Origin of the sequence: Legionella longbeachae, from assembly GCF_004283175.1 — a bacterium.
In the GTDB taxonomy this organism is placed as follows: Bacteria; Pseudomonadota; Gammaproteobacteria; order Legionellales; family Legionellaceae; genus Legionella; species Legionella longbeachae.
This window is the reverse complement of record NZ_RXNW01000009.1, coordinates 127,986-154,223: the sequence shown is the minus strand read 5'-3', so window position 1 is coordinate 154,223 and position 26,238 is coordinate 127,986. Positions and strand designations below refer to the sequence as shown.

Here is a 26,238-nt window from a genome sequence, read left to right as displayed (position 1 = left end):
TATGGCAAGGCTCAAACTAAATAATATACTGCTGCAAATAATCATAAGCTTTTTTAGCATACTCAAGTGGAGGGGCTTTAGCGGGATCTTGTTCTGCTTCAACAATCATCCATCCAGTATATTGATGATTTTGTAACGCTTTAAATATGGTTGCAAAGTCTATGGAGCCATCACCTGGTACTGTAAAAACACCATCGCGCACCGCGTCCATAAAACTCAGTTTTTCCTTCTCAACTTTGTTCAGAACATTGATGCGAATATCTTTCAAATGAATATATAAAATGCGATCGCCATATTTATTAATTAAATCAACTGGATTAATCTTAGCAAATACAGCATGCCCGGTATCCATTAATAAAGAGATTAATTGGGGACTGGTATTCTCCATTAAAAAATCAATTTCCTGCTCATAAAAAACTCCTGTTCCTGCATGGTAATGATAAACAAGGTGCATATTAAAATCATAGGCAATACGTCCAATCGCATGGAGCCCCTGGATCAAGCTAGCCCATTGCTTTTCATTAAACCGGGGTTTTTCGGAGCCTAAAATAGGTGATTTTGTTCCTTGAATTGCGTGTCCACATTCACATACATTGATGAAGGATGCTCCCATCGCTTTCATAAAGCTTAAATGCTCCATAAACCGTGATAAAGTATTGTCATACTGTTCTGACTCTGTAAAAAAAGTACTAAACCAAGAGCTGGATAAGTGCAGTCCATAATTATCGAGTGCATTTTTTAGTACAGAAGCGTCGCGAGGGTATTTATTACCTAGTTCTGTACCACGATAACCTGCCTCTGACATCTCACGGATACATTGCTCGAAACTAATCTCCTTACCCAATTCTGGATCATCATCATTACACCAATTAATTGGTGCTATTCCTAATTTGATGTGCATAAATAATTCCTTTATTAAAAATCAAAATAATTTGAAGCATGGCTCCTTTCCACTACTCTTTGAAAAGGCAGTTTACCCGCCAGTAGAACCCAACCGCTTTTCCAGGTTCAAAACTCCCTAACTTGTTTCAATTGATCACACATCAGTTGATGAGCCCGAGCCACTTCTTCAGAATTCGATATTTCTGCAACCGCTACCCGCCACCAAGTTTGATATCCATGACTCATGGTTTTAGGCAATATCGGCAACACAATAACAGCGGAATTTTTTTCACTTTTAGCATTCTCCATGGCGACACTCAACTGTTCATAAGAATTCACATAGAAAGAACGAGCGCCTAATCCTTCTGCATATTTACAGAAATCTATAGGTAAATAATCACCTGACAACCGATTCGTTTTAATCTCTCGGAAACGAAACTCATTGCCAAAACCTTGACTACCATGATTTTCTTGTAAATTTCTAATGCATTGAAAACCATGATTATTAAAAATGATGATAATTATTTTCTTGTGCTCTTGAATGCTGGTAAGAAGCTCTGAATGCATCATCACAAAACTGCCGTCACCCACCAAAACATAAACCTCACCTGGATTATTTTCTTTAGCTAATTTCACTCCTAAGCCCGCAGCAACTTCATAGCCCATGCAAGAATAAGCGTATTCCAGATGATAATCTTTAGGGGTTTTGGATCGCCAAAATCGATGCAAATCTCCGGGTAAACTTCCTGCTGCACAAATAATAACATCATCTTCAGTCATTATCTCATTTAACAGGCTAATCACCTTAATTTGAGATAAACCACTTTCGGAAGGATTTGTTGTCGCACAAATATATTTTAACTCCTTCTGCCATTCATTTTGATAATGGGACACCAATTGCTGATACTCTTTAGATGTTTGATAACTACCCAATTTTTTTTCTAATTGCTCTAAACCTGTTTTTGCATCACCCTTCAACATAAAACCATTCATTTTTACTGCGTCAAAACGGGAAACATTAAGATGAATGATCTGGCATTCTGCATTTTTAAAACCCCATTTCGACGCTGTAGTAAAGTCTTGTAAACGAGAACCAATTACTAAAATTACATCAGCTTGCGAGGCAAGAATATTGGCTACTTCAGAACCAGTAACCCCTATTCCCCCTACATTCATCTGATGACTATCTGGCAAAGCACTCTTACCGGCCTGTGTTTCAGCTACTGGAATCTTATGGTGTTGCGCAAATCGCGATAAAGTATCTGCAGCAAAAGAATAATGGATCCCCCCACCTGCTATGATTAATGTTTTTTTTGCTTTAAGAATAAGTTGGGTTGCATCATCTAGCGCGCGCTCACTGACAGGTTCTCTATCAATGTGCCAAAAACGTTTTTCAAAAAAAGACTCTTCGTAATCATATGCCTCTGATTGTACATCCTGAGGTAAACACAAAGTGACCGTACCTGTTTCAACTGGATCTGTTAGTACTCTCATCGCGTTGATGCAAGCAGTCATTAATTGTTCTGGTCGGATAATTCTATCCCAATATTTACTCACTGGTTTAAAACAATCATTAACCGATAATGTATAATCATGTGATGTCTCCAGTTGTTGCAAGACAGGATCTGGTTGTCTGCAACTAAATACATCCCCTGGCAGTAACAATAAAGGGATTCTATTTGTGGTTGCCGTAGCTGCAGCAGTAATCATATTGGTAGCACCTGGGCCTATAGATGAAGTGCAAGCAAAAATGCTTAATCTATTTTTTTGTTTTGCATAAGCTGTTGCCGCATGTGCCATTCCTTGCTCATTATGTCCTTGATAATAAGTCAAACCATAGCTGTCATATTCAAGGGCCTCCCCCAAACCAGTCACATTGCCATGTCCAAAAATTCCAAATACCCCTGCAATAAACCTATGTTCTTCGCCATCAATTACTACGTATTGGTTGGCCAAAAATCGCAATAATGCCTGAGCCATAGTTAATCGAATCTTCATTAATACTAATCCTTATTTTTCCATACCCTGTTATTTGCTTTAGTTGTCCTTGTCCATTCATGCTCTTTTAGAAAAGTTGGGGTGCCATAAGGATTACCTGTTAAATGACGAATAAACCAAAGTGTATAAAGAGCATATCCAGGAGCAGTACAATGGGCATGGGACTGGCCAGGAGCAATTTGATACGTATCATAATGCTCGATACGTAAAACCTCTTTCCCATTTTCACCAAACGCATAACCTTGTGGCTCGGAGAAACGATAGTGATAAATTTCGGGTTGATCATGATAATGAGAGGGGTAACTTGACCAGCGCCCCTGAAAAGTAATAATTTCCCCAACGACTAAATTAGACTCAGGCCTATTCCGTTTATCGAATACCGTTCTTACAATACGATGTGAACTGTCGTTTAAAATATCTTTTCCTCGATTATCTAACTCTAAAAGTTTAGATTTATCAAATAATAAAGGAGCAAATGAAGTATTATTTTCTGTTTGGATCAACAAAATCTCACAATCAGTCAACGCTTCAACTGAAGCTATTTCACCCGAAGAACAATGTAAAACTATAGGTTCCTGAACAAAATAATCATATCGGTACACCTGTTGGCTTTCGTTACCATAATGAAATACTACCTTTCCAGTCATTAATAAAGCAGCAAACTCATAATGATCATTAAATGAATATTTTTCCCCTGCGGCCAATTTTAGGGAACTAAAACTCATGCTGTCTTTCGCTGAAGGATTCATAGTCACAATATAGTTACATCCTTGATTAAAACCGTATGGATTCCTAATAAGACAAGGTAAGTTTAGCGAGCTTCCTTTTTGATGCATTTGCATCAAAAAGGAACTTTTCCAAATCTCCGGATGTTCATCAAAATGCTTTATGAAATAGTCCAACTCTTCTTTGTAGGGAATAGCAGGAGCACAGCCATGACGTGTCACTACCAATGCCCCGCTGGCATTTGCATAAGTTGTAGCAATCTCCCAAGACTTCCCATGCAAAAGAGCGGATAAAAGGCCGGCCATAAAACCATCTCCTGCGCCAAGTACATTAAGCACTTCAACCGGAAATGGTTTGGATTTTAAGGGTTGACTAGAATTTGCAAAATATACATCACAGCCTTTTTCACCTAACTTTACGACTACAGGTGCCTGAGTCACCTCCCTTATTTTCTCTAACGCCTTTATGACTTCATCAGAGCCACCCGCGATACAAATCTCCTCTTCGGTACCTACGATTAAATCACAAAATGGTAAAATACCTTGATAAATATTACTTACCCTTTGGCTATGGGCGTATCTCGTTTCTCCATCACCTACCTGCATTAACCCCCACAGAACAGGACGATAATCCAGATCAAAAATTACCGATGTTTCAGCATGTTTTGCAAGTTGGATCACTTCTTCAGTTGCTTTTAGCATGGCTGCTGTAGATAAGCCCGTTCCAGTTATTAAAATGGCTTTTGCTTTCTGGAGGATCTCATTGTTTATATGATGGGACTTAATTTGCATATCCGCACAATCAGTACGATAAAAGATTAAGGGAAAATCTTTAGGGGGGGTTATACCTAATAGTACAAGTCCGGTTAAATGATTTTCGGTTTCTTGAAGCAGCTCCGTATTTACCCCTTCCGTTTCTAACTCTTTTTTCAGAAAATATCCCATCTCATCTTTTCCAATACAAGAAAACATCATGCATTTAAGGCCAAGACGAGCCCCACCCACAGCAATATTTCCAGCACAACCGCCCAAATATTTTTTAAAACTTTCTGCATCTCTTAATGCAGTTCCAATTTGTTCTGAATAAAGATCGACTGCAACACGCCCCATACAAATCAAATCTATTGGTCGTTCTGCATCGAAATAAAATGCTGGGTACATCATGTCGCTCCTCAACTCAAAAAAACAGGCAATTTTGTCGCTAAAGATTGCTTTGCTGCCTGTGCTATTCGCAGAGCTTGCAAACCATCTTTTCCAGAAGCAGGGCTGGGTTTGTTATTCAACCAGGTGTCATAAAACGAACGTAACTCTGCTATAAAAGCTTGATGATAGCGTTCAAGAAAAAAATATTTTGGATTGGCTTGTTCGGTGCCCGTATTTGAATAATAAAATACGGAGTTCTTTAATTGGTTCGTAGCTAATAACATACCTTCTTTACCAAATACCTCTATACGTTGATCATAGCCATAAACAGCCTGACGGCTATTATCAATGACACCCATTGCACCGTTCGCAAAACGCATTTGTATTATTGCGGTATCCACATCGTTCAATGCTTCAAAATCAGGATTAATAAGCACTGCACCTGTGGCATACACTTCAACAACTTCTGATTGTGTTAAAAAGCGCGCCATATCAAAATCATGAATGCTCATATCCATAAATATGCCGCCTGAGTTTTTACAATATTCATATGTTGGACAAACAGGATCACGTGATGTAATTTTAACTACATGAACTGCACCAATTTCACCAGTTTGCACCTGGTTCTTCAGATAAGAAAAATTTGGATCAAAGCGGCGGTTAAAACCAACCTGTAATAAGGTATTGTTAGCCTCAATTGTATTTAAGGCATCTACAATTTCTCCTTCACTCAAACCTATTGGTTTTTCACAAAATATCGCCTTATCTGCTTCACTGGCTGCTTTAATTTGCGCTACATGTAAATTTGAAGGGGAAGCAATAAGAACAGCATCTAAATCTTGATGAAAAATTACCTCTTCAGCATGATTGTACTGCCCTTGAATTGACAGTTGGCTTGCCCATTCCTTGTCCAAATAAGGGTCTGCGATAGCATGCAGTTCATATTCTGGTAAATGATATTTAATATTCTCTGCATGTAATTTCCCAATACGTCCTGCACCAATGATACCAATACGACATCTTCTTTGCTGGTAGATACTATCCATTTTAATCTCTCATTAATTCAAAATTTTTAGTTTTTATTGTAGTTGATAATTTTTTGCCAATCGCTCTAATTTTTTTACCTGACATTAAATTTTTTTCTATTTTCTCCAAAGAAACACCGGTGGTTTCTGGTACAAAATGGTAAATAAAGAAAAAAGCGCATAAACATAGCGAACCAAATAATGTAAAAGTAAGCATTTGTCCTAAGTTTTGGTAAATAGCTAAAAAAGATATAGAAACTAAAAAATTAGCCCCCCACTGCATTACTGTAGCAATGCTCATCGCTAAACCACGTACATGCAAAGGGTAAATTTCAGAGATTAAAACCCAAAATAAAGATCCTACACTAATACAATACCCCATAATGTAGACTGATAAGAAACCCAATACCCAAAATTTTTGCACGGGTAGCTCCAAATTAAATAATAAGGCGACGGCAAATAGACTGAATGCAGCAATAAGGGTACCACTTAATAATAAAAAACGTCGTCCTAACTTATCAACATAAAACAAGGTGAGTACTGTAAAGATAAAATTAACCACTCCCATGCAAAAAGTTGCCAGGATAGCATTGGAAACTGGATAAAAACCTGCTGATTCAAAGATAACTGGCCCATAGTACATTACGGCGTTAATCCCTGAGAGTTGCTGGAATACGCCCAAAATAATCCCGACAGCTAAAACAAAAACAACTGGTGGTTTAAGTAATAAACTATAACTTGGCTGAGTTTTCTTTGTGTGTTTATAAATTTCTTCAATTTCTCGTTGAATGTTATAATCTGAAGGACGAATGCGTTTTAAAGTTTTTATTGTTTCATCTATGCCATATTGTTGCATTATCCAACGAGGTGAATGAGGTACAAAATACATTCCTATAAACAATACAAATGCAGGAATGCCACCTATTGCAAATAAAAATCTCCAGCTATTTGTAGAATAATCATGAAGAAAATAGCCAATTAAATATGCTATAGCCTGCCCGAAGGTAATTGTTAAGCCATTAATCAAAACTAATGTTCCTCTTTTGTTAGGAGGAGCAATTTCTGCAATAAATAATGGAGCTATATAGGAAGCAATGCCGATACATATTCCAATAATGAAACGGCCTGCTAATAATACGATCAAGTAATCAGTCAAAGCACATAAGATCGTCCCTAAAATAAAGCCCAAAGCGACCGCCTTTAGAAGACAGCGCCGACTTAGCTTATCTGCAAAAAAACCACTTACCGGAATACCAAGGATACATCCTATTAAACTAATGCTGACTACCTGAGACCATTGCCATTCAGAAAGAGACAATTGAGCCATAACCTGATCTTTAACATCTGCGATAACACTGGAATCAAATCCAAATAAAAAGCCTCCAAACCCTGCAATCGAGGCGATAAAAAAAATAAATGAATTTCGTCCCTTACTCATAAGTGCCACTTTCCTTAGCCCATACTTAATCGTTGAAGATGGTATCACCTTCTATAGGGAATAAACAGTGAATAATGGGGGTCAAGGGGAGGTCTTCATACGCCATTGCAGGGAAGTACGGTAGTATTCAGTGATGATTGGAACCACAATTGCGTGACTCATATTATTGATTATTTGTACAACAAATCGGCATAATTACACTATTAAAATACACAGTTAGAATCGGTAAAACAATTGTGATCATCAGGGATCCATTGTATCTTTAAATCGTAATATATTGAGGGCCTAAAATTGAAAATTATGAATTTTCAAATTATGATCATGCGCAGTATAGCAATGAGTTATACTAATAACCCGATGGGTTTTTAAGTTCCTTTTGATTCGGCTTATCAATATTTATGACTGTTGCTTTAACAGAAGATTCAGGTATAGAGTATTTTTTTAAAAGCAACTTAAGTTTATTTTGTATCTCTTCTTCCATTAAATTTGAGGATTCGCTCAAAAATTGATTTAATGGGCCTTTAATTTTGTCAAAATCCTTTTTCATAGCATGTATATCTATCGCTATCGTGCCTTTCTTAGAAATGATACTCCAGTTTCCGGGTATACTTAATTCACAAAAATTTGGAATAATTTTCTCTACAATTTTATCATTTGTAGGAATAATATCAAATTCAAAGTTATCAGTTGAACTTACTATTGTTCTATTAAAAAAATTGCAAATCTGAACCCTTATTAAACCATTTTCCATCATCTTTTGCTCATTCAACTTTCTTAAACTATCCCCCGCCTCTTCTGTTAGATATATCATATTTCCTATAACTAATTCTTGATCAAATTTATTATTTTGTTTCTCAAGTGGAATGAGTTGTGATTTTGTTTTTAATTGAATAATCTGGTTTTTCAAATCTCTTGTTTCCTTCGTAGCATTATCAATAGTAAAATTGTCAATTTTTGAGTGGGACAAATCGTAAATTTTTCCATTTCTTGATAAAACAACTACGGAAGTATGATGCTTTAGTGCGTGTTGTATGGCAAATTGTACATGAAGACTAGGCAGACCCAACAGTGGTCTTTTATCCTCATCCAGATCCTTAGCCAAAATAACTATAAGCATATTTTTATTAGCTTGAGAGTCTTTTTTAAAATCAAACATGCTAAATGTCTCTTATCTATAGCTCTGACAAGAGCAAAAAATCTCTTTTTGTGAGAGCGTATTCGAAGCCTGATGAGTCCTATACTGTGAGAATAGAAGCCCAATAATGATAATAATAGCAGATGGATAGTAACAATTAAAAATTCAGTCTCTTCCAATACAAAATGAGTCTGCAATAAAAAGTATCTAATAGAAATGGGAAGTGTATTTTCATGCAACGACTGTTCCAATCCTCTCTGTTACGACGGCCCTTCTCTGCAATAGCGCATGAAGACCTTCTCTTGATACTTAAGAGTCCCAAAGTTAAACCGGGCAAGGCCATTGGCCCAAATATTGCCCAACTTAGATAATTAAACATACCGTTTATTCTAGTCATAACATTTAATTAACAAACAAATTTCTCCATCTCGATAAATTATGGTTTGCGCCTAAGATGTCGAAATGGAAAAATTGTCCTGCCAAAAACAATAGTATTCAATAAAGTGAATTACTTGAACTTCATTCCACCAATATGCTCAATAAACTCATCAATTTGTTCTTCTTTTTGTTTTATCAAGTCATCCATCTCTTTGATAAAACTAACCACATCCGCAAGAACAAAATTACGCCCTTGATATTTGACATAACTGATATAACGCTGAGCTATTTCTCTACACTTCTCTGGAGAATACTCCTCATTCCCATTTAGTCCTTCTTGATACATTTTTCTTAAGGCCTTTGCTACACTCGGTCCTGTTTGTTTATTTTCTCGAATATATCTGGCAATTTCCTCGGGATAAGTCTTATGCAGGGTTGCAGAAGGTTTTTTGAAAAGGGTATGTTGATAAAATTTACTGACCAATCCTTTTTGAGACTGGCTTGAGCTTTCTTCATTATAGGTAACCGTTGCAAGCGATACTTCTTTATTCTCAGGTGCCAATGATAAATCTTTTCTTTCTGGAATTACTGAAGCAGGACGCTGTTTTGTGGTTATCAATGATTCACATTGAATTAATCCTGAACTTATTTTCTTATCTGCCATAAAGGTAGGAATACATTCGAGCAAAGCAGAGAAAAAATGAGTGAGTAAAGCTCTCCAATAGGGATAATTACCCAATGTTGGCATCATCTTTCCAATAATTTGCATTGAATAGCCCAATGCCTTCTCTTTTGCTTCTCGGCTAGGATTATCTTTCATGATATCAAGTTGAGCTCTTAAAGCAAGAATCCAATCACTTGAAACAAGGACATGTTTTTCTGAGTCTTGTGGTATACTTTCAAACTCCATTTGCATGTCATCGAGCAATTTATAAAGTTTCTGTTCTTGCGGAGTATACTTTAATACAAATATTGAATCAGGTATTATCGAAGTCCAATGAACGTTCCCTTTGTTATTCATAATAATTTCGGGACTTCCAGATTGATCATAGGAAATTCCATCATTTCGATACAAATGTAAGATAATTTCTCTATCATATACAATATTGGCTCTCCCCTCATTTCGTACCACATGCTCTCCTTGAATCGCGCGATGTAACACGAATAGCGTTTCTTCTGTACCCCAAACACCTTCTTGTTGGAGATGATGAACATATTGATCAAGATGCTTGTCTTCTTCCCCTAAAAAAAACTCAATTGTTTCATTTCTCAGAATTTTATCTAAGAGAGTACTTTTTTTAGATTGAATCTCGCGTTCAGTAAGCTCTTTTTTCTGTTCTATGAATTCCTGTTCTCTAATACTCCACTCACGATTGAATTTTTCAATAACATAAGGCAATCGAGCTAAAGAATACTCTTGCATTGCCATGTCCATGCCTTTAACCTTATAAATCTCTGCTCCAATATAATCTGGATTATCAAACTCATGTTCAATAAGATGGGACAATTCCGAGCCATTGAGCCTCATGGAGCATTTAAAACAAAACTCTAACCCATAATGAGCAGAAGAAAATAATGGAGCATCTTGAGGGGATAATTTAAATTCATTTTTGGTATATTCTGCCGCTAAATTACGAGTTGCTTTTCCAAGAATGGGTTCAATGATGTTTTTAATCTCAGAAGAAGAGAATTCTTGTTCCGGACTCTTAGATAATAGGACTCGTAGACGAACTCTTTCCTCTTCCCCAAGTTTTAATGTATTAAAAATATCCTCAGTTACATCTGGAATATTCTTGGCTCGAAGAAAATACATTAAAGAAATACTATACGCATAATACATACAATTGCCTTTACCACTATTATCCACTTGAAACATATATACTCCTTTTTGGAAATTGTTAATCCCTTCGTACAAGACAATTTGGTATTTGGATTATTTCCCGACGCATATCGGCTTAACCACAGTATCTAGATCACATATAGACGCTATGGACAAGACACAACATATTGGGTTTGACGTTTTGTCTGGTGCAAAGTGTTAATCTTTGATTCTGCTGTCTGTTAATAATTTTTTTCTATCCTCCTTGATAAAATAATATAAGGTTATTTTGTTTTATTAATCAGTTAAATAAATCATTCGGATGTAACCTTGTCCCTCTAATTCCAAGATTCTTTTGACATTAAAGGGGGCATTGATATGAGTGAAATAGTTGTTGATATTTTCATCCATGGTGCCTACTTGCATGATGAGATCGAAACACGTTGACACAACATTAATCCTTTAGTTTTTATTTAGCATAAAATGCAATTTATACGATCAAAATGATATATGCAATATCTTTATGCCAATAACCGATCAATAAGTGCTAATTGTGGTGTGAATTGATTTCATTAACTCTGAGTTATGCTAACTCCTCTCCAATGCAACCTTGCCGGCAAATACTTTTGTATTGTATTCTGCTTGAAGTTAGAGATTGGATGCTCATTTATGAAAGGATACACCGGTTTTTTAGAAATATTAGCCATTATCTTAACCTTGTTAATCATTTTTGTAGCGATATGGAATATCTCCCAAAAAAAACACACTATATTAAGGAACTTTCCTATTCTTGGTTATATACGCTATATTGCCGAAAGATTAGGAGTATACTTAAGACAGTATTTTTACGCCCGAGATCGAGAAGAGTTACCCTTTAATCGCACGGAGCGTACGTGGGTTTATGAAGCAAGCAAAAACACAGACACCACCATAGGATTTGGGAGTACTCGAGATCGCAAACCAATCAATACAATATATTTTGTAGATTCTCCATTCCCGGTACTTAAGCGTGATGTCGTAAAAGCAGGCTCGGTTACAATAGGAAAACATTGTGAGTTTCCTTACACAACAAACTCATTAATTAACATTTCCGCAATGAGTCATGGAGCAATTTCGAAAAATGCAATTTTAGCCTTATCGCATGGTGCCCAAAAAGCAGGCTGCTGGCTAAATACGGGTGAAGGTGGAGTATCCCCTTATCATTTAGAAGGTGGCTGTGATTTAGTGGCCCAAATTGGCACTGCAAAATATGGTTATCTTGATGAGCATGGAAACCTATCAGATGAGAAACTGAAAGAAGTTGCAGCATATCCTCAAATTAAAATGTTTGAAATTAAACTAAGCCAAGGGGCAAAACCTGGCAAAGGAGGATTATTACCAGCAATAAAAGTAACTCAGGAAATTGCTAAAATTCGCGGAATTAAACCTCACCAAGACTCAATAAGCCCTAACCGTTTTCCTGAAATTTCAAACTCCTTTGAATTGCTTAACATGATTCATCATATAAGAGAAGTAACTGGTAAACCTACAGGATTTAAAGTCGTTTTAGGAAATTATGAATGGCTCGATGAACTATGCCAAGAGATTATTAAAAGAGGGATTGAATATGCGCCTGACTTTATTACCCTTGATGGTGCTGAAGGTGGAACAGGGGCTACCCCACTAACATTAGCAGATTATATGGGATTACCTTTAACAGAAAGCCTTCCTGTTCTTGTTGATAAACTCGTTGAATATGATTTACGTGAACGAATTAAAATTATAGCATCAGGAAAATTAATAACCCCTGGCGTGGTTGCATGGGCGCTCTGCGTGGGTGCTGACTTTGTAAATTCAGCACGGGGCTTTATGTTTGCTCTCGGCTGTGTTCAAGCTTTAAAGTGCCATAAAAATACGTGCCCGACAGGAATTACAACCCATAATAAATGGCTTGTCAGAGGATTAAATCCCAAAGTTAAAGCCAACCGCGTATATCACTATGTAAAAAACCTTACTTATGAAGTGGGCGTGATTTGTCATTCCTGCGGTGTAGAAGAACCACGTGAATTAAGACGACATCATGCTCGTATTGTCTCAGAGCATGGCACTTCTGTGTCCTTGGCCGATATTTATCCACCAAAAGAAAAAGGTTCAAAAATTAAAAAATCATAAATCACAACTATGATTTTTAAAACCATTGATAAAGTAATTTTTAATTTTATCTCATTGTAAATCATAACTTCTACTAGGTTTCAGATACAGTGTAAGTATCTTAAGGTAAAAAAGTATACCCATCCTAATGAGTTTGCAACGATGTATAAAACTTATGTAGTGCGCTACAATACTATAAAAGGATGTATTTCTGTAAGAAGACTTTATTTATTGTATTTATAGTTCTACCTATAAATAATTGAAATTTTCCATCGTGAACAATATATTGCTTTATAAATGGATGACTTAAATAACTTTCTACCTTCTTTCCAAACTTAAATAATATATCTTCCAGTCCTTGCTCAGAAAATTTAATTCCAGAGTTGGATACTCCATTTAAAGTATCCATAGCAACAGATATATTTATCAAATTCTTGCTTGTTCTTTCTAAGTAGAATTGTCTTTCTACTTGTGTCAGCCGGGGCCTATTTGTAAAAAGCTCTTCTCTAATTGCGATTTCAAAAGCGAGGTTTTTAATGAGACTATCAACTACGACTAGTTTCTCATGTAAAGGGCAGTATGTTCGCCCTAAATAAACACCATCTTCTATTTTCTCTTGAAGTAGTTTATTTTTTTCTTTGATTATTTCTTGAATTATGTATTCCAAGGTATCTAAACAACTCATTTTTTATACCCATTTCGTCTTAATCATGCATCAATTTCTTAAATAAATGCAAATTTTCACCATTAGCTTGCCATGGATTATTTTTACTTAATTTAATCACTAAGTTAAATCAATATCCAATTGATTGTTCTTATATGTTATACGAAAATTTCAAATATTAATTTATTTTCAATGTATTACAATATTGTTACCTACTTTTATATTAATCACTGGATTCCGCTATTACCAAGGAACTCATTTCATAGCTTCAAGCAATGCATGAAATAAATAAAAAGCACAAATTAATGTTTACTGTTCTCTTCAGGATTGTTTATAATTCATCATATGCTCCTCTCCCCAAAAATTTATGAATTGGAGCTAGCATGGTTATCGATGGTGCTTAATGCCAATAAAATTTGGTATTAAGCATCAAACCATGTATTAAATGTAATATGCAGGTAATAAAAGATATAACATCTCTCAGCTCGCAACATGTAATAAATTATTTTTCAATATAATTTTTCCGTAATTTTGGGTATTTCAAAATGGGTCAGTTCTTAGATTTTTCTCTACTTAAAAAAAATCGTGATTTTCGATTGCTCTATTCAGGTCAATTCATTTCATTTATTGGTACCATGATAAGTAGTGTGGCCCTACCCTACCAAATTTATCAAATAAGTCATTCTAGCTTTATGGTTGGACTGTTAAGCCTTGTGCAATTACTGCCTCTATTAATCACTGCACTGATTGGAGGAGTATTTGCTGATCGGTATAATCGGAGAGGATTATTAATTATCAGTGAACTATTTTTGACCGGTTGCTGTTTCTTACTGACGCTGAATTCATATCATACAACTCCATCTATATGGTTAATTTTTACTGTTTCTGCAGCAATGTCGGCCATTAATGGATTACATCGCCCTGCTTTTGACAGTGTTATCCAACAAATTGTAAATCCAAGTGATTATAAAAAAGTAGGGGCACTCGCTACATTTAAATTTAGTTTTTGTATGATTTGTGCCCCAGCAATTGCTGGGTTACTTATTGCCCAATACGGCATTGTGGTTACTTATTTTATTGATTTAATTACTTTTTTATTATCATTAATTACTTTGGTAAGAATGCATACTTTGCCTAAACCAGAAATTCAAGAACACCCATCAATTTTATCTTCTCTAAAACAAGGAATTTCTTTTGCTTTTAGTAGACAAGAATTAATAGGAAGTTACTTTGTTGATTTTTTTGCTATGATTTTTGCTTGGCCAAATGCATTGCTTCCCGCGCTAGCACAATCATTTGGTGGTGCAAAAACTTTAGGACTACTCTACTCTGCCCCAGCCATTGGCGCACTATTTATTTCATTTTTTAGTGGATGGACTTCAAAAATAAACCAAGATGGTAAAGCAATTGCAATAGCTGCTCTACTTTGGGGAGCATCAATTATTGGATTTGGATTAGCAAATTCACTTTGGTTAGCCCTGATTTTCTTGGCACTTTCGGGTGCATTTGATGCCATAAGCGGTATTTTTCGTTCTACACTTTGGAATAACACGATTCCAACTGAATACAGAGGCAGATTGGCTGGTATTGAAATGATTAGTTATTTAAGCGGGCCTAAATTAGGAGATACACGCGCCGGGTTTATCGCCTCTTCTTTTGGTATTTCTACAGCATTGATCTCAGGAGGTATATTATGCATTGTTGGAGTAACTACATGCTGTTTGTTATTACCCAAATTTTGGCATTACCGATCTCATGCAGCCCTACCCAAGAATTAAACGAACTTTCCACTATCCCCACGCGTATTAATTTAATGGGGTTTATTATTTACGAGAAAGCGTGAATCTATTTTTATAGGAACATTGCGCCTCTATCAGTATGAATCCCAGTTTGCATGAAGACAAATACGAGTTCATTAAATGAAAAATACCAAAGCAATTACCAAACGGTGTGGACACAAATGCTTTAGGTGGTCTTATTCAAATTTCGACACGAAAAGATCAAATCAAATGTTGAATTATATTCTTTTGTTTTCACATCAAAAAATGCAAGCAAGGTAGAAAACAGATAGTCATGAGAGAGAGCGCTCGATTGTTTATCACGTAGACAATCCTCTTTTATTACTAGTTGATTTGCAAGCCCTTGGGACATCCATAAAATCATTGGAACCTTTTTTTGTTCATCCGGAGCCATAAAATAGGGTAGTCCATGTAGATACAACTTATGTTCTCCCAATGACTCCCCATGATCAGAAACATAAATCAGTCCTGTATCATGGGTTTTAATCGTGTCTAATAGATCTATAGCATCTGCTAACATCGAATCAGTATACAAAATAGCATTATCATAAGTATTAATCAGGGCTTTTTGGGAGCAACTGGATAAATCGGATGTTTCGCAGGTCGGTTGCCAATGTTTAAATTGCATTGGATATCGTTCGTAATATGCGGGGCCGTGATTACCCAACATATGCAGTATTATTAACTGATCTTCCTTATTTTTGACAATTCGTTGCTTAAGTTGATGCAAAAGGACTTCATCAAAGCAACGCCCTTGTTTACATAAGGCATCAATTTCCAATTTTTCGGTAGCTAAGCCGTCACACACTCCTTTACACCCTGATTGATTATCTCGCCACAATACTGAAATATTAGTGCGATCAAGGAGATGTAATAAAGACTCTGTTTGATTTATTTTTTGACTGTCGTAAGCATGGATTCCATAAGGAGAAAACATGCAAGGTAGAGACACTGCAGTTGTTGTACCGCAACTCGTTACTTGATTAAAATTAATTACATGACGTTTTGCTAGTTCAGGTGTTGTTTGCCTGTGATAACCATTCAATCCCCAATTTAGTGCTCGGACCGTTTCACCAACAACAAGCACTATTACCCTGGGTTTGCTATTTTCTCCTCGTGGAAGCTGAAAGGCATCTTCTCCAATTTTGATTTTTGCTTTAGCCTCCGCATGGAGAGACTTTCTATATGCTTTTACAGAAGATGAAATTAAATTTAATGGAGTAATCAAATAAACAATTTCCTTTCGCTCTCGATGTACTGGACCAAGATCATGAAAAACTGCCCATCCGCCTCCAAATACCATACATAGCGATAAAAAAATTGTTCCTAACCGGCCAATCCAATAAGAAATCAGACTTCTTTTATAAATTTTAATATGCCATATAAGCAAACAAGGAAGGACTCCTAATAATAAAAAGTAAGGTAGAATTCGCCATTGCAGAAACTCTCTACTTTCATGATAATCAGTACTCATAACATTAGTGATCATTGTTGAGTCAATATAAACATGAAAAGTGTTCATGAAATAAACTGCAATAGATGTGATGAGGAAAAGACTGATGGTAACCCATTTAAAAGTCCAACGATTAATCACTAATAAGAGTAAAAACCATTGTAATCCAGTGATCGCTATTGCTGTACCCAAAATAACAAACCAAGTATGAGCATTCATTAATTCCTTATCGCGTAATAATTCAGTCCAAAACGAGCTATTACATGCCAAGGTAAAAAAAATGCTACATAATAAAGTGATTAATTCACTAGACCAATAACTTGTACGTTTCAATATGATGGTTTACTCCATAAAAAGGAAGAATAGTTTACAAATTTTTTTATTAATTAGATAGTAGTGGGCGGCCCTGTTAGCTCATAAAGAACCGCGGAGTTAACTTGCAATCTCAATATCGCAACTAAAGAAAAATCAGCTCAAATCTTCCTGATTAGAATTAGATCATTAACTTCCAGTAAGTGATTTTCCATCTACTGGCGCATCGATACATTCATAGGATTCAAGCAGGATATTTAAACCAAATAGGCATGATTTTATTAAGATATACCATAAATTTCCATAATCCGACCTGAGACTCTACGTTACCATAGATATCAGCTTTTGTTTCAGGATATGCAATACCTAAACCAAATAATCCTGGACCAATAATACCAACATAAGGATTATGGTGAGAATACTCATAATTACTAATAACAATCGCCTTTCGCCTCTCAAAACCTACTGCATAAATGACATGCTCACATTCAGGTAAAAAACGTGCAATATTGGGTTCACTGATATTATAACGAACAAGGTTAGGAGGTAAAACGCCATCAATATTTTCTCGAGCCCATGCAGCACTTTGACCTTTAAGACCTGTATTATCAAAAAGAATCCAATCATCGATTTCAATAGCATAACGACAAGGTGAACGATAAAAATTAATAATTTTTTTTGCACCTAACTCGACTAGATGTTTTAATATAATAATTGCGGAATGAGACGAACCAAATACCCCATAAGTTTCATCGCGATGAAACATAGAAGAGAGTTTTGCTTTATCAATCGCAATATCAAAAGGAATGACATTAACTCCAGGATAATTAAGTGTGGAAGGCAATGCGCCAGTGGCTAAAATCACATTTTTAGCGTAATAGGTTTCTGTTTCTGAACTTAAAGACCATAACCGCTCGGACAATAACATTGTATGGATTATTGTTTTTACTGGCTGAACTTTTTTTAGGAGCTGATCAGTAACCCACTGCAAGGGTTCAACCACATAACCTAGAGTACATGTCTCATCTGCCGGTAAGTGGTTTAATTTAAAATCAACAGGTGCCTCTTTGTAATGAAAAGAGTCTGCCGCTAATAAAAAATTTTTAAAGAGTTTTACTTTAGTATTACTCGAGACGTTCGGCCAAAAAAGCCCCAGATCACCCACTTTAAAATGAGGATCTAACCAAAGAATATGTTCTGGTATGACGCCATGATCCAATAACTTACCTACAGCCGCAATTCCAGCTGGTCCTGCTCCGATTACTGCCCATTGAAATTTATTATTATACATAATCTGTCTTTATTCACACGTATTTACTAACATGCATGTACCTGTACTGCAATCATCGATTGTTTGACATGAAGGATCATAATAGCCCTCATCAGGCACCCCTACTACTACATTTGTATCATCATTTAGATTGTTATCATACCAAATTCCATCATCCCATGAATTGACATCTATAGTCCCACCATACCAAACGTTATTGTGATAGCCATTATAATATCCGTTATGTTCATAATTACCACGATAGTAACCACTACCAGAATGATATCCATTATATTCATAGGCAAAAGCTGGTACATTAAAAATGAACCACAAAAAAATGACAGAAGATATACGTATTTTCATTTTCGTTCCTTAGCATCAATGGCCTTATTTAGTAAGTATAACCGAAATAATCGATGGCTAACTTTCATTGCAAAAGCAATTCGATGACATACAAAATCAGATATGCTAGAATCGATCTCGTTCCAAATAACATCATTTATTCCAGACTTTATAATTGATGTTTTTTTTGTTAAATCAAAACATTGAATAAAAGCTGAGAAGTTATTTTTAATGAAAAATTAACAAAACCCATTTGTGGATGTGTGATTGATAATGCCAGAAATTATTCTAAAATTAGCCACTCTATAAACTTTGGAACAATAATAAATAACACTTTTTGGATACATAATGGCGGTTACAATAAAAACTCCTGACGAAATAGAGAAAATGCGTGTTGCTGGCAAACTTGCCGCAGAAGTTCTTGAAATGATAGGCCCTCACGTACAAGAAGGTATTACAACTGATGAGCTTAATACCCTATGTCATGACTACATTGTAAATACACAAAAAGCTATTCCCGCTCCTTTAAATTATAATGGTTTTCCGAAGTCCATTTGCACTTCAGTTAATCATGTTGTATGCCACGGTATACCTGGAAAAAAGATTTTGAAAGATGGAGACATCATTAATATCGATGTGACTGTTATCAAAAATGATTATCATGGTGATACCAGTAAAATGTATTTTATTGGCAATCCATCAGTTAAAGCAAAGCACGTAGTCCAGGTAGCCCATGATTGTCTATTTATTGGCATAGAGATGGTAAAACCAGGTGTCTATTTAGGAGATATAGGTTATGCAATTCAACAGCACGCCGAGAAAAACCGTTGCTCCGTAGTTCGCGACTATTGCGGCCATGGTATAGGTCGTATTTTTCATGAAGATCCACAAGTGTTACATTATGGGATACCTGGAACCGGGATGAGATTAGAACCAGGCATGACTTTTACAATTGAACCAATGATCAATATAGGAAAACATCATACACGATTATTACCTGATCATTGGACAGTAGTCACCAAGGATCACAGCCTTTCAGCCCAATGGGAACATACCTTATTGGTAACAGATAACGGTGTAGAAATTTTAACTCTGCGCAATGAAGAACGAAAATAAGCTTGCCAATTCCGCCCATCCCTTTTTATCAGGGGTGTCAGTAAATTCACATCAACTTAAAAATACGGTTAAAGAGTTTAAAGAAAAACTTAGGGAAGAGTTTGATTATAAAACCAATGTCACTACAATTATTCGCAAGCTAGTAGCCTTTATCGATGAGTTAGTAATCACCCTATTCATAAAAAACAAATTGGATCATGAAGTTTTTTGTCTTTTAGCATTGGGTGGTTATGGGCGCCGAGAGTTGCTCCTTTATTCCGACGTTGATTTACTTTTAATTCATACTGATAAAGTTTCAAAGTCTCAATTGCAACACGCGCAAAATTTTATCCAGGATTGTTGGGATGTAGGTTTAAATCTAAGCCATCAAATTACGCGTGTTTCTGATTGTGCAGAATTAGCCAAACAAGATATTACCGTGATCTCTAGTATTATGGACATGTTTCTATTGTGTGGCCGAGGTGCATTGATGGAAGAGTTAATTTATCAAACTCACCCATTGCATATGTGGACCAGTCAGGATTATTTTTTAGCAAAACGTCAAGAGCAGGAAAAACGTGATGCTAAATATGGGGAAACAGCATACAACCTGGAACCTAATGTTAAATATGGACCAGGAGGACTACGTGATTTACAGATTTTACTGAGCATAGGTAAGCGTCATTTTAATATAAAAAAATTAGCTGATGGCATAAGCTACGGATTTATTACAGATAAAGAATATGAAAATCTAATGTATTGTCAACATTTTCTTTGGCGTGTACGTTTTGCCTTGCATGTATTGGCTGAAAAAGCAGAAGAGCGTTTATCTTTTGATTATCAAATTAAATTAGCCCAGTTTTTTGGCTATAAGGATAAACCTCATTCATTAGCTATAGAGCAATTCATGAAGGATTACTTTAAGATCATTAACCGTAATAGAGAACTTAATGAAATGTTATTGCAATGGTTTGATGAAACCATTGTGCATGCCCCCAAGCAACGATTATTTCATTTGGATAATGAATTCCAACTTTCCAATAATTATATTGAAGCAAGAAACTCTCGTATCTTCATCCAACATCCCCAAGCACTTTTAAAATTATTTCTTTGGATTGCAAAAAGATCTGATATTGAAGGAATTAGAGCAAATACAATTCGATTAATTAGAGAGTCGCTCTATCTCATGAATAAACGCTTTAAAACCTCCAAAGAAACAACAGATCTTTTTATAAGTATCCTTAAAACAGAAAATGATCCCTACAAAGCACTACATAGAATGAGCCGCTATGGTGTTTTAGCTCATTATCTTGAATGCTTTGCTATGGTTACGGGACAAATGCAATATGATCTTTTTCATGTTTATACAGTTGATCAACATACATTGTTCGTCATTCGTAATCTCTCACGCTTTAAACAAGAAAAATATGCAAAACAATTCCCTCTTTGTGCTCAAATAATGCCTACTTTAAACAAACCCGAACTTTTATACATTAGTGCATTATTTCATGATATTGCAAAAGGTAGAGGAGGTGACCATTCGGAGTTAGGTGCTATTGAAGTACTTAATTTTGCTCAAAATCATTATCTTAAGAAAGAAGATTGTGATTTACTTGTCTGGCTTGTACGCAATCATTTAATCATGTCACAAACTGCACAACGACAGGATATTTACGACCCAAATACAATAAAAAGCTTTTGTAAACTATTACCCCAACCCTACTATTTAGATTATTTATATTTACTTACGGTTGCAGATATTTGCGGTACTAATCCTACTTTATGGAACTCATGGAAAGACTCTCTACTTAAAGAGCTGTATCATGCAGCAAAACATATGCTTCATAAAGAGCAAGAATTAATGGATGAGTCCATGCTCATCAGGGTGCGAAAACAAAATGCATTATCAGCATTAATTACTGAAGGCATAGCCTCTAAAGCAGTTGAACTTTTGTGGGCACAATTTAAAGATAAATATTTTTTGCATGAATCTTCTGAAATAATCGGACGTCATACCAAAGCAATATTGTCCTGTACTCATTTCCCTTTGGTCATGATCATGCCTCATCATAGTCAGGGTGGAACCGAAGTATTTATCTATATGCCTCATTGCGATGATCGCTTCGCCATTGCAACAACAGTCTTAAACAATCACAATGTAACCATTCAGGAAGCAATGATTCTAACCTGTGATAATCAATACGATTTAGACACCTACATTATCCTGGACGAACAAAATCAGGCATTTTTTAATACCCAGCGCTCCATCGATATCCAGGAAGCCTTATCTACTCATTTGGCTCACAGTGATCAAATGCCCGTTGTTGCGAAAAGAAGACTATCTCGTGCCTTAGCACATTTTAATGTTAAAACTCAAATTCATTACTACGATGAAATTGCAAATAACCAAACTCGTTTGTTTTTAGTTACCGGGGATCGACCAGGACTTCTAGCCACAATTGGTAGAGTTTTCTCAACATTAAAAATTCACTTACACAATGCGAAGATTGTAACTGCTGGAGAACGCGCTGAAGATACATTTTATATTACAAATCAAAAAAACCAGTCATTGACTCCAGAGGAAAAAGAGATGCTGCGTGAAAAGCTTGTAAGAGAACTTTCCAATACCTATTAAATAAAGATCAAGTCATATTTTGATAGAGCTCGGTTATTACTGCATCAAACGAATCAACACGTATAAAACCAAGACGAGGAAGTTCCAAATCAATAATAATATAAATGGTGGTTGCTATCACTAATGCGTAGCTTACAAGGTGTAAAATAGTTCCTCCCTTTGTTTCTCCAATATTATATCCTGCTAGCAAAGCCCCTAATAAAGCAAGTCCCACAAGCAATAAAAAAATGATCACCGGTGGATGAACATAGGAATATTCATATCGAGTATTAGCAATATCAAACATTTTATTGAATGCCGATAATAGAAGTGAACACTTATTCTCTTGATATTTGGCGGTACATTCCTTTGATACCAATTTCCATATTTTTTTCTGCATCGCTAAGGATTTCATATGAGTTAATCTAAAAGTCTCAAAATCCGAGATTTGTCTGTAATTATCGATTTGATAAGATAAATACTGTTTCAGATCCTGGTGTAAATTTTTTTGAATCTCAGGTCTTGCTAAATCTATTCTAAGATCAGCAGTTCTGATTGCATTGGCTTCTTCAATGATTAAATAACGTCGTTGATCAAATCGTTGATTCGCTGAAGAAAAAGTAAAGGCTACTATTAATCCTAATAAAGTAAAAATCGACCCCTCTACAATTTGTAAACCCGAGTTAGCACTTATTTTTTTATTTTTAACATTCCGTCGCGCACTATAAATGCCTAAGTACAAAAATAATAAGATAAATACGAAAAAAAAGATAAGAAAAAAGAATGCAATCAATTGAAACTTCATAAGAATTCGCTCCAATTCTACATCGGTCCAATCTTGGTGGTAATTTTTGAAGTGACAAATACAAGCTCTTACATTATTTAAAAGTATAGGCTTATATTTTTAATATTTATATACAATTTATTTTAACTGAATTGCACTCAACCCCTCCAATCCAAGGTTGTTCCTGAAAGCATTCCTATTCTCCTGATTGTTATCCTATAAACAAATTTTAGGTCAACTTTAAAAACATTTGTCTGAAAAATTATTCACTAATTCATTCTTTTTCTGAAGCTATTGACTATTTACTGGATACAGCGGACTTTCGGCCGTTGCGCACCGGCATTGAATCCCATTGTCAACACCCTTTAGATAATTTCTGAAATGTAATTTGCTTTCTCTTTTAGTTCCAAACCGTTTAAAGTGAATGTCAATAAATTTAATCACCAAAAATTAAAAAGGGTTATCACTTAACCTTATGAATAATAATTAATATTTAAATTAATTATATTAGTTATAAAAATATCCAATTAGACATGTATTGCACAAAGTGCACATAATATCAAAAGTAAAGTGTGAGAATATTCAACAAATATTTTTACATTTTCAGATCAAATCAACGTAAAAGAGGCACTATCATGACTGCAAATTTACAGCATCTATCTAAGACCACAGGGATCAATGAAACTGTATTAGAAGCTATGCAATTTTTACACCAAAGCAAAAAAAATAATAATGTAGTGCCTGAACACCGAGACTCTATTCAAAAGATGCTTTCTGATTCTATAGGAAATATGGATCTTAATAAAAAAATCGGACTCATTGATAAGTTTGAGTCACGAGTTTCAGGGATTGGGGCGATGACTACCAAAGATATCAAAGCGCTCTCCTTTAGGACGCGAAATCTTGAATTAATTGCACCTAGAATTAATGTACTCTTAAACAATATAAACGATGTAATAGAAAATGGCACAAGGTTAGATAGTAAACAAAAAATCTCACTTAAAGAATATGGGATGCTTTATGATTTATCCAATTTATACGCTGAGGTCATGTGGGACTTAGATAAAATTGGATTAATTAAGGGTAATGAAAAACTCGAGCAAATATATACCTATGCTGAAGAAGCTCACGCGATAATTTATTTTCTGGATTCTAAATTTAATCAGCAATTTAGCGCGCCAACAGGATCGGTCGTATTTGATCACACCAAGGATAAATCAGAAATCTATGGAAAAAAAATGAATCTTATGGAACAAGTGGTTGCAAAGGTAACCAAATATGGTCATGCATCAAAAGCAATCACGATAACAGACGCTAATGATAACCACTTGAATGAAATTTCTCATATTAATCCTGGATACAAAGAAGAACAATTCTCACTTCGTAATTTTTTATATAGTGATATATACAAAATTAAGCTTGAAAATTTAATTGATAAAGTAAATCAAAAATTATTACAAGATAATCTTGGTGAAAATTGGTTGCAAATATTAGAGCAAAAATATGGGCAAATAGAACAACAAATACATCACCAAGCCCGTGAAAAGCATGTGCATATAAGCGCCGAAGGTGGGGTGGCAAGATTTGCATCAATAGGAACAAACAAATTACATGGTGGATATAAGAACTTTATACTTCACGACCATAAAAACTCTGAAATTAGAGACGATATTATGGGAAACAATATTCCAGACGAAAATCGTGAACAAAGCAAAGTGCTGTGCTCTGAATTTATAAGTAAAACACTAATTGCAGCCATACAAGAATTAAATGATTGTGTTGTTAAAGAGTTACGTGACATTCATAGGGTTCCAAATGTTCCCGATCGACTTATGAAATCTCCTATTAGCCAACGAGATAAACTAGAGTTAATGACTCCGGAGCACTTATTTAAGACTTTATCAGCGCGTAAAGCGATTGAAAAAGTAGAAACACCATCAGTAATAGATGAATTAATTCATAAAAATAGGGATATCATTACTCCAAGCGTTACCTCTCGCTTTAAAGGACAACTAGAGGCGATGAAAAAAGAAACCAAGATGAGCGAGGAACAAGATAATTCGATGATTACCTACTCACACTAACCTATTAAATCATATAGGGTTATTATTAAAAATAAGGAAACAGTGATGAAATTTTTTAAATTAGAAAATAAAGATGATGTAAGGCATGTAATTGTTTTAGGAAATAATAATTGTGGTAAAAAATCTTTTCTCTTATTCTATAAAGATGGAGAGTATGCAGCTGATCGAAATATACCACCCTTTAATAATATTTCCTATAGAATGGTAAATGACCTAGCACATCCTACTTTTATAAGTTTTGACTTAAATAATCCAAATGATAACCTAATTCCATCTTTAGTCTATAAACACAAAAAAATGGATGCTGTGCTTATTCTCGTTGATCTCTCTTCTTCAACTGCGAAAGCTGATCTGGCGTTTTATACTAAATTTGCAAAAATACATTATAAGGATGTAAATGTTTTATTGGTGGGGACTAAAGCGGATAAACAGCATCAAGAGAATGATATGACCGACCTGATAGTTACTTCTGCAAAAACTGGGGCAGGTTTTGCAGAGTTTCATGACCAGTTACTCGATTCCCTTTCATTAAAGCATACGTCTAGCGCAAATTTAAAAACTTCATCAAAAAATTAAAAAAAACTCTCACTCTCTTTTCTGCACACAACTCACTCATTGTGTGCAGAGGTTAACGACCTTATTTTTAATTAGTCTCCTATTGTCTTATTTAAGAAATAGAAACAAAAGATAACTTATCGGCAAGCTTTAAAAAACTCACTTAATAAACTTGCGCACTGAGCTTGCATTATTCCTTCATCGATCTGAACTTTATGATTTAGCGGATAACCTTGTAATAAATTATAAACAGAGCCCGCTGCTCCTGATTTAAAATCACGTGTTGCAAAAACCAATCTGCTAATGCGCGCATGAACCATAAGCCCTGCACACATAGCACAGGGTTCCAATGTTACATATAGAGTTGTATCCAACAAGCGGTGATTTTGTAAGCGTTGCGATGCCTGTCTGATGGCCTGAATTTCTGCATGGCTTGATGGATCATGACTTTTTTGGATAAGGTTTCTACCTGCTCCTAATAACTGATTCTCGTTACTCACTAAAATCGCGCCTACAGGCACTTCTCCCTCAGTTTGAGCGAGAAGTGCCTGTTCATAAGCTTGACGCATCCAGTATTGATCATTCATTTTATA

At 35.4% G+C, this 26,238-nt stretch carries 20 protein-coding genes; 6 read left to right on the top strand and 14 right to left on the bottom strand.

Features of this window, described 5'->3' with window-relative positions:
* Positions 1-16: 16 nt before the first annotated feature.
* The 8 genes from iolE to EKG34_RS18225 form a co-directional block, all read right to left on the bottom strand.
* Positions 17-901, bottom strand: a complete 885-nt coding sequence (iolE, locus tag EKG34_RS10760; protein WP_003636299.1) for a myo-inosose-2 dehydratase — start codon at positions 899-901, stop codon at positions 17-19.
* 107 nt (positions 902-1,008) lie between these two features.
* The gene (iolD, locus tag EKG34_RS10755) at positions 1,009-2,880 is read right to left on the bottom strand and encodes a 3D-(3,5/4)-trihydroxycyclohexane-1,2-dione acylhydrolase (decyclizing) (protein WP_080619963.1); all 1,872 of its coding nucleotides are present in this window, start codon (positions 2,878-2,880) and stop codon (positions 1,009-1,011) included.
* 5 nt (positions 2,881-2,885) lie between these two features.
* Positions 2,886-4,769 (bottom strand): 5-dehydro-2-deoxygluconokinase, encoded by a 1,884-nt coding sequence (gene iolC, locus EKG34_RS10750; RefSeq protein WP_012979272.1) that lies wholly within the window; start codon positions 4,767-4,769, stop codon positions 2,886-2,888.
* Positions 4,770-4,777: 8 nt separating this feature from the next.
* Positions 4,778-5,794, bottom strand: a complete 1,017-nt coding sequence (gene iolG / locus EKG34_RS10745) for an inositol 2-dehydrogenase (RefSeq protein WP_003636293.1) — start codon at positions 5,792-5,794, stop codon at positions 4,778-4,780.
* 1 nt (position 5,795) lies between these two features.
* Positions 5,796-7,211 (bottom strand): sugar porter family MFS transporter, encoded by a 1,416-nt coding sequence (locus tag EKG34_RS10740; protein ID WP_003636291.1) that lies wholly within the window; start codon positions 7,209-7,211, stop codon positions 5,796-5,798.
* Between the two features lie 346 nt (positions 7,212-7,557).
* Positions 7,558-8,367 carry a hypothetical protein gene (locus EKG34_RS10735; protein WP_080619962.1) on the bottom strand — a complete coding sequence of 270 codons (810 nt, stop codon included), beginning with the start codon at positions 8,365-8,367 and terminating at the stop codon, positions 7,558-7,560.
* Between the two features lie 487 nt (positions 8,368-8,854).
* Positions 8,855-10,600, bottom strand: a complete 1,746-nt coding sequence (locus tag EKG34_RS10730) for a hypothetical protein (RefSeq protein ID WP_003636285.1) — start codon at positions 10,598-10,600, stop codon at positions 8,855-8,857.
* A gap of 240 nt (positions 10,601-10,840) precedes the next feature.
* The gene (locus tag EKG34_RS18225; RefSeq protein ID WP_003636283.1) at positions 10,841-10,993 is read right to left on the bottom strand and encodes a hypothetical protein; all 153 of its coding nucleotides are present in this window, start codon (positions 10,991-10,993) and stop codon (positions 10,841-10,843) included.
* 219 nt (positions 10,994-11,212) lie between these two features.
* On the opposite strand from EKG34_RS18225, the gene EKG34_RS10725 reads away from it, so the two are divergent.
* On the top strand, positions 11,213-12,694 hold the full coding sequence (locus EKG34_RS10725; RefSeq protein WP_003636281.1) for an FMN-binding glutamate synthase family protein: 1,482 nt from the start codon (positions 11,213-11,215) through the stop codon (positions 12,692-12,694).
* 172 nt (positions 12,695-12,866) lie between these two features.
* Here EKG34_RS10725 and EKG34_RS10720 read toward each other — a convergent pair whose 3' ends face one another.
* Entirely contained in the window at positions 12,867-13,358 is a 492-nt protein-coding gene (locus EKG34_RS10720) for a hypothetical protein (RefSeq protein ID WP_003636279.1), read from the bottom strand.
* A 524-nt stretch (positions 13,359-13,882) separates the two neighbouring features.
* Between EKG34_RS10720 and EKG34_RS10715 the strand changes: the two genes are divergently transcribed.
* Entirely contained in the window at positions 13,883-15,115 is a 1,233-nt protein-coding gene (locus EKG34_RS10715; RefSeq protein ID WP_003636277.1) for an MFS transporter, read from the top strand.
* Between the two features lie 187 nt (positions 15,116-15,302).
* Here EKG34_RS10715 and EKG34_RS10710 read toward each other — a convergent pair whose 3' ends face one another.
* The 3 genes from EKG34_RS10710 to EKG34_RS10700 all read right to left on the bottom strand — a co-directional run bounded on the left by EKG34_RS10710 (position 15,303) and on the right by EKG34_RS10700 (position 18,534).
* The gene (locus EKG34_RS10710) at positions 15,303-16,922 is read right to left on the bottom strand and encodes a phosphoethanolamine transferase (protein ID WP_050777606.1); all 1,620 of its coding nucleotides are present in this window, start codon (positions 16,920-16,922) and stop codon (positions 15,303-15,305) included.
* A gap of 223 nt (positions 16,923-17,145) precedes the next feature.
* Positions 17,146-18,192, bottom strand: a complete 1,047-nt coding sequence (locus tag EKG34_RS10705) for an FAD-dependent oxidoreductase (protein ID WP_003636273.1) — start codon at positions 18,190-18,192, stop codon at positions 17,146-17,148.
* A 9-nt stretch (positions 18,193-18,201) separates the two neighbouring features.
* Positions 18,202-18,534, bottom strand: a complete 333-nt coding sequence (locus tag EKG34_RS10700; protein ID WP_003636271.1) for a hypothetical protein — start codon at positions 18,532-18,534, stop codon at positions 18,202-18,204.
* 327 nt (positions 18,535-18,861) lie between these two features.
* Here EKG34_RS10700 and map point away from each other — a divergent pair, with 327 nt between their 5' ends.
* Positions 18,862-19,629 carry a type I methionyl aminopeptidase gene (map, locus tag EKG34_RS10695; protein WP_003636270.1) on the top strand — a complete coding sequence of 256 codons (768 nt, stop codon included), beginning with the start codon at positions 18,862-18,864 and terminating at the stop codon, positions 19,627-19,629.
* Complete coding sequence (gene glnD, locus EKG34_RS10690) at positions 19,613-22,243, top strand: [protein-PII] uridylyltransferase (protein ID WP_003636269.1); 2,631 nt, start codon at positions 19,613-19,615, stop codon at positions 22,241-22,243. The genes map and glnD overlap by 17 nt, the downstream gene beginning before the upstream one ends.
* 7 nt (positions 22,244-22,250) lie before the next feature.
* On the opposite strand, the gene EKG34_RS10685 is transcribed toward glnD, so the two are convergent.
* Entirely contained in the window at positions 22,251-23,027 is a 777-nt protein-coding gene (locus tag EKG34_RS10685; protein WP_003636268.1) for a bestrophin-like domain, read from the bottom strand.
* A gap of 614 nt (positions 23,028-23,641) precedes the next feature.
* On the opposite strand from EKG34_RS10685, the gene EKG34_RS10680 reads away from it, so the two are divergent.
* Both EKG34_RS10680 and EKG34_RS10675 read left to right on the top strand, forming a co-directional pair.
* Positions 23,642-25,090: a hypothetical protein gene (locus tag EKG34_RS10680; protein WP_003636267.1), complete on the top strand. Its 1,449-nt coding sequence runs from the start codon at positions 23,642-23,644 to the stop codon at positions 25,088-25,090.
* Between the two features lie 45 nt (positions 25,091-25,135).
* Positions 25,136-25,666, top strand: coding sequence for a hypothetical protein (locus EKG34_RS10675; RefSeq protein WP_003636266.1), 531 nt, complete (start codon positions 25,136-25,138; stop codon positions 25,664-25,666).
* A gap of 116 nt (positions 25,667-25,782) precedes the next feature.
* On the opposite strand, the gene tadA is transcribed toward EKG34_RS10675, so the two are convergent.
* Positions 25,783-26,232 carry a tRNA adenosine(34) deaminase TadA gene (gene tadA, locus EKG34_RS10670; protein ID WP_003636265.1) on the bottom strand — a complete coding sequence of 150 codons (450 nt, stop codon included), beginning with the start codon at positions 26,230-26,232 and terminating at the stop codon, positions 25,783-25,785.
* Between the last annotated feature and the right edge of the window lie 6 nt (positions 26,233-26,238).

Coding starts and splice junctions, on each gene's coding strand:
- iolG (WP_003636293.1), bottom strand. CDS start 5,794: ATGGATAGTATCTACCAGCAAAGAAGATGTCGTATTGGTATCATTGGT.
- EKG34_RS10720 (WP_003636279.1), bottom strand. CDS start 13,358: ATGAGTTGTTTAGATACCTTGGAATACATAATTCAAGAAATAATCAAA.
- EKG34_RS10730 (WP_003636285.1), bottom strand. CDS start 10,600: ATGTTTCAAGTGGATAATAGTGGTAAAGGCAATTGTATGTATTATGCG.
- EKG34_RS10700 (WP_003636271.1), bottom strand. CDS start 18,534: ATGAAAATACGTATATCTTCTGTCATTTTTTTGTGGTTCATTTTTAAT.
- EKG34_RS10675 (WP_003636266.1), top strand. CDS start 25,136: ATGAAATTTTTTAAATTAGAAAATAAAGATGATGTAAGGCATGTAATT.
- EKG34_RS10685 (WP_003636268.1), bottom strand. CDS start 23,027: ATGAAGTTTCAATTGATTGCATTCTTTTTTCTTATCTTTTTTTTCGTA.
- iolE (WP_003636299.1), bottom strand. CDS start 901: ATGCACATCAAATTAGGAATAGCACCAATTAATTGGTGTAATGATGAT.
- iolD (WP_080619963.1), bottom strand. CDS start 2,880: ATGAAGATTCGATTAACTATGGCTCAGGCATTATTGCGATTTTTGGCC.
- map (WP_003636270.1), top strand. CDS start 18,862: ATGGCGGTTACAATAAAAACTCCTGACGAAATAGAGAAAATGCGTGTT.
- iolC (WP_012979272.1), bottom strand. CDS start 4,769: ATGATGTACCCAGCATTTTATTTCGATGCAGAACGACCAATAGATTTG.
- EKG34_RS10735 (WP_080619962.1), bottom strand. CDS start 8,367: ATGTTTGATTTTAAAAAAGACTCTCAAGCTAATAAAAATATGCTTATA.
- EKG34_RS10705 (WP_003636273.1), bottom strand. CDS start 18,192: ATGTATAATAATAAATTTCAATGGGCAGTAATCGGAGCAGGACCAGCT.
- EKG34_RS10680 (WP_003636267.1), top strand. CDS start 23,642: ATGACTGCAAATTTACAGCATCTATCTAAGACCACAGGGATCAATGAA.
- glnD (WP_003636269.1), top strand. CDS start 19,613: ATGAAGAACGAAAATAAGCTTGCCAATTCCGCCCATCCCTTTTTATCA.
- EKG34_RS10725 (WP_003636281.1), top strand. CDS start 11,213: ATGAAAGGATACACCGGTTTTTTAGAAATATTAGCCATTATCTTAACC.
- tadA (WP_003636265.1), bottom strand. CDS start 26,232: ATGAATGATCAATACTGGATGCGTCAAGCTTATGAACAGGCACTTCTC.
- EKG34_RS10715 (WP_003636277.1), top strand. CDS start 13,883: ATGGGTCAGTTCTTAGATTTTTCTCTACTTAAAAAAAATCGTGATTTT.
- EKG34_RS10740 (WP_003636291.1), bottom strand. CDS start 7,211: ATGAGTAAGGGACGAAATTCATTTATTTTTTTTATCGCCTCGATTGCA.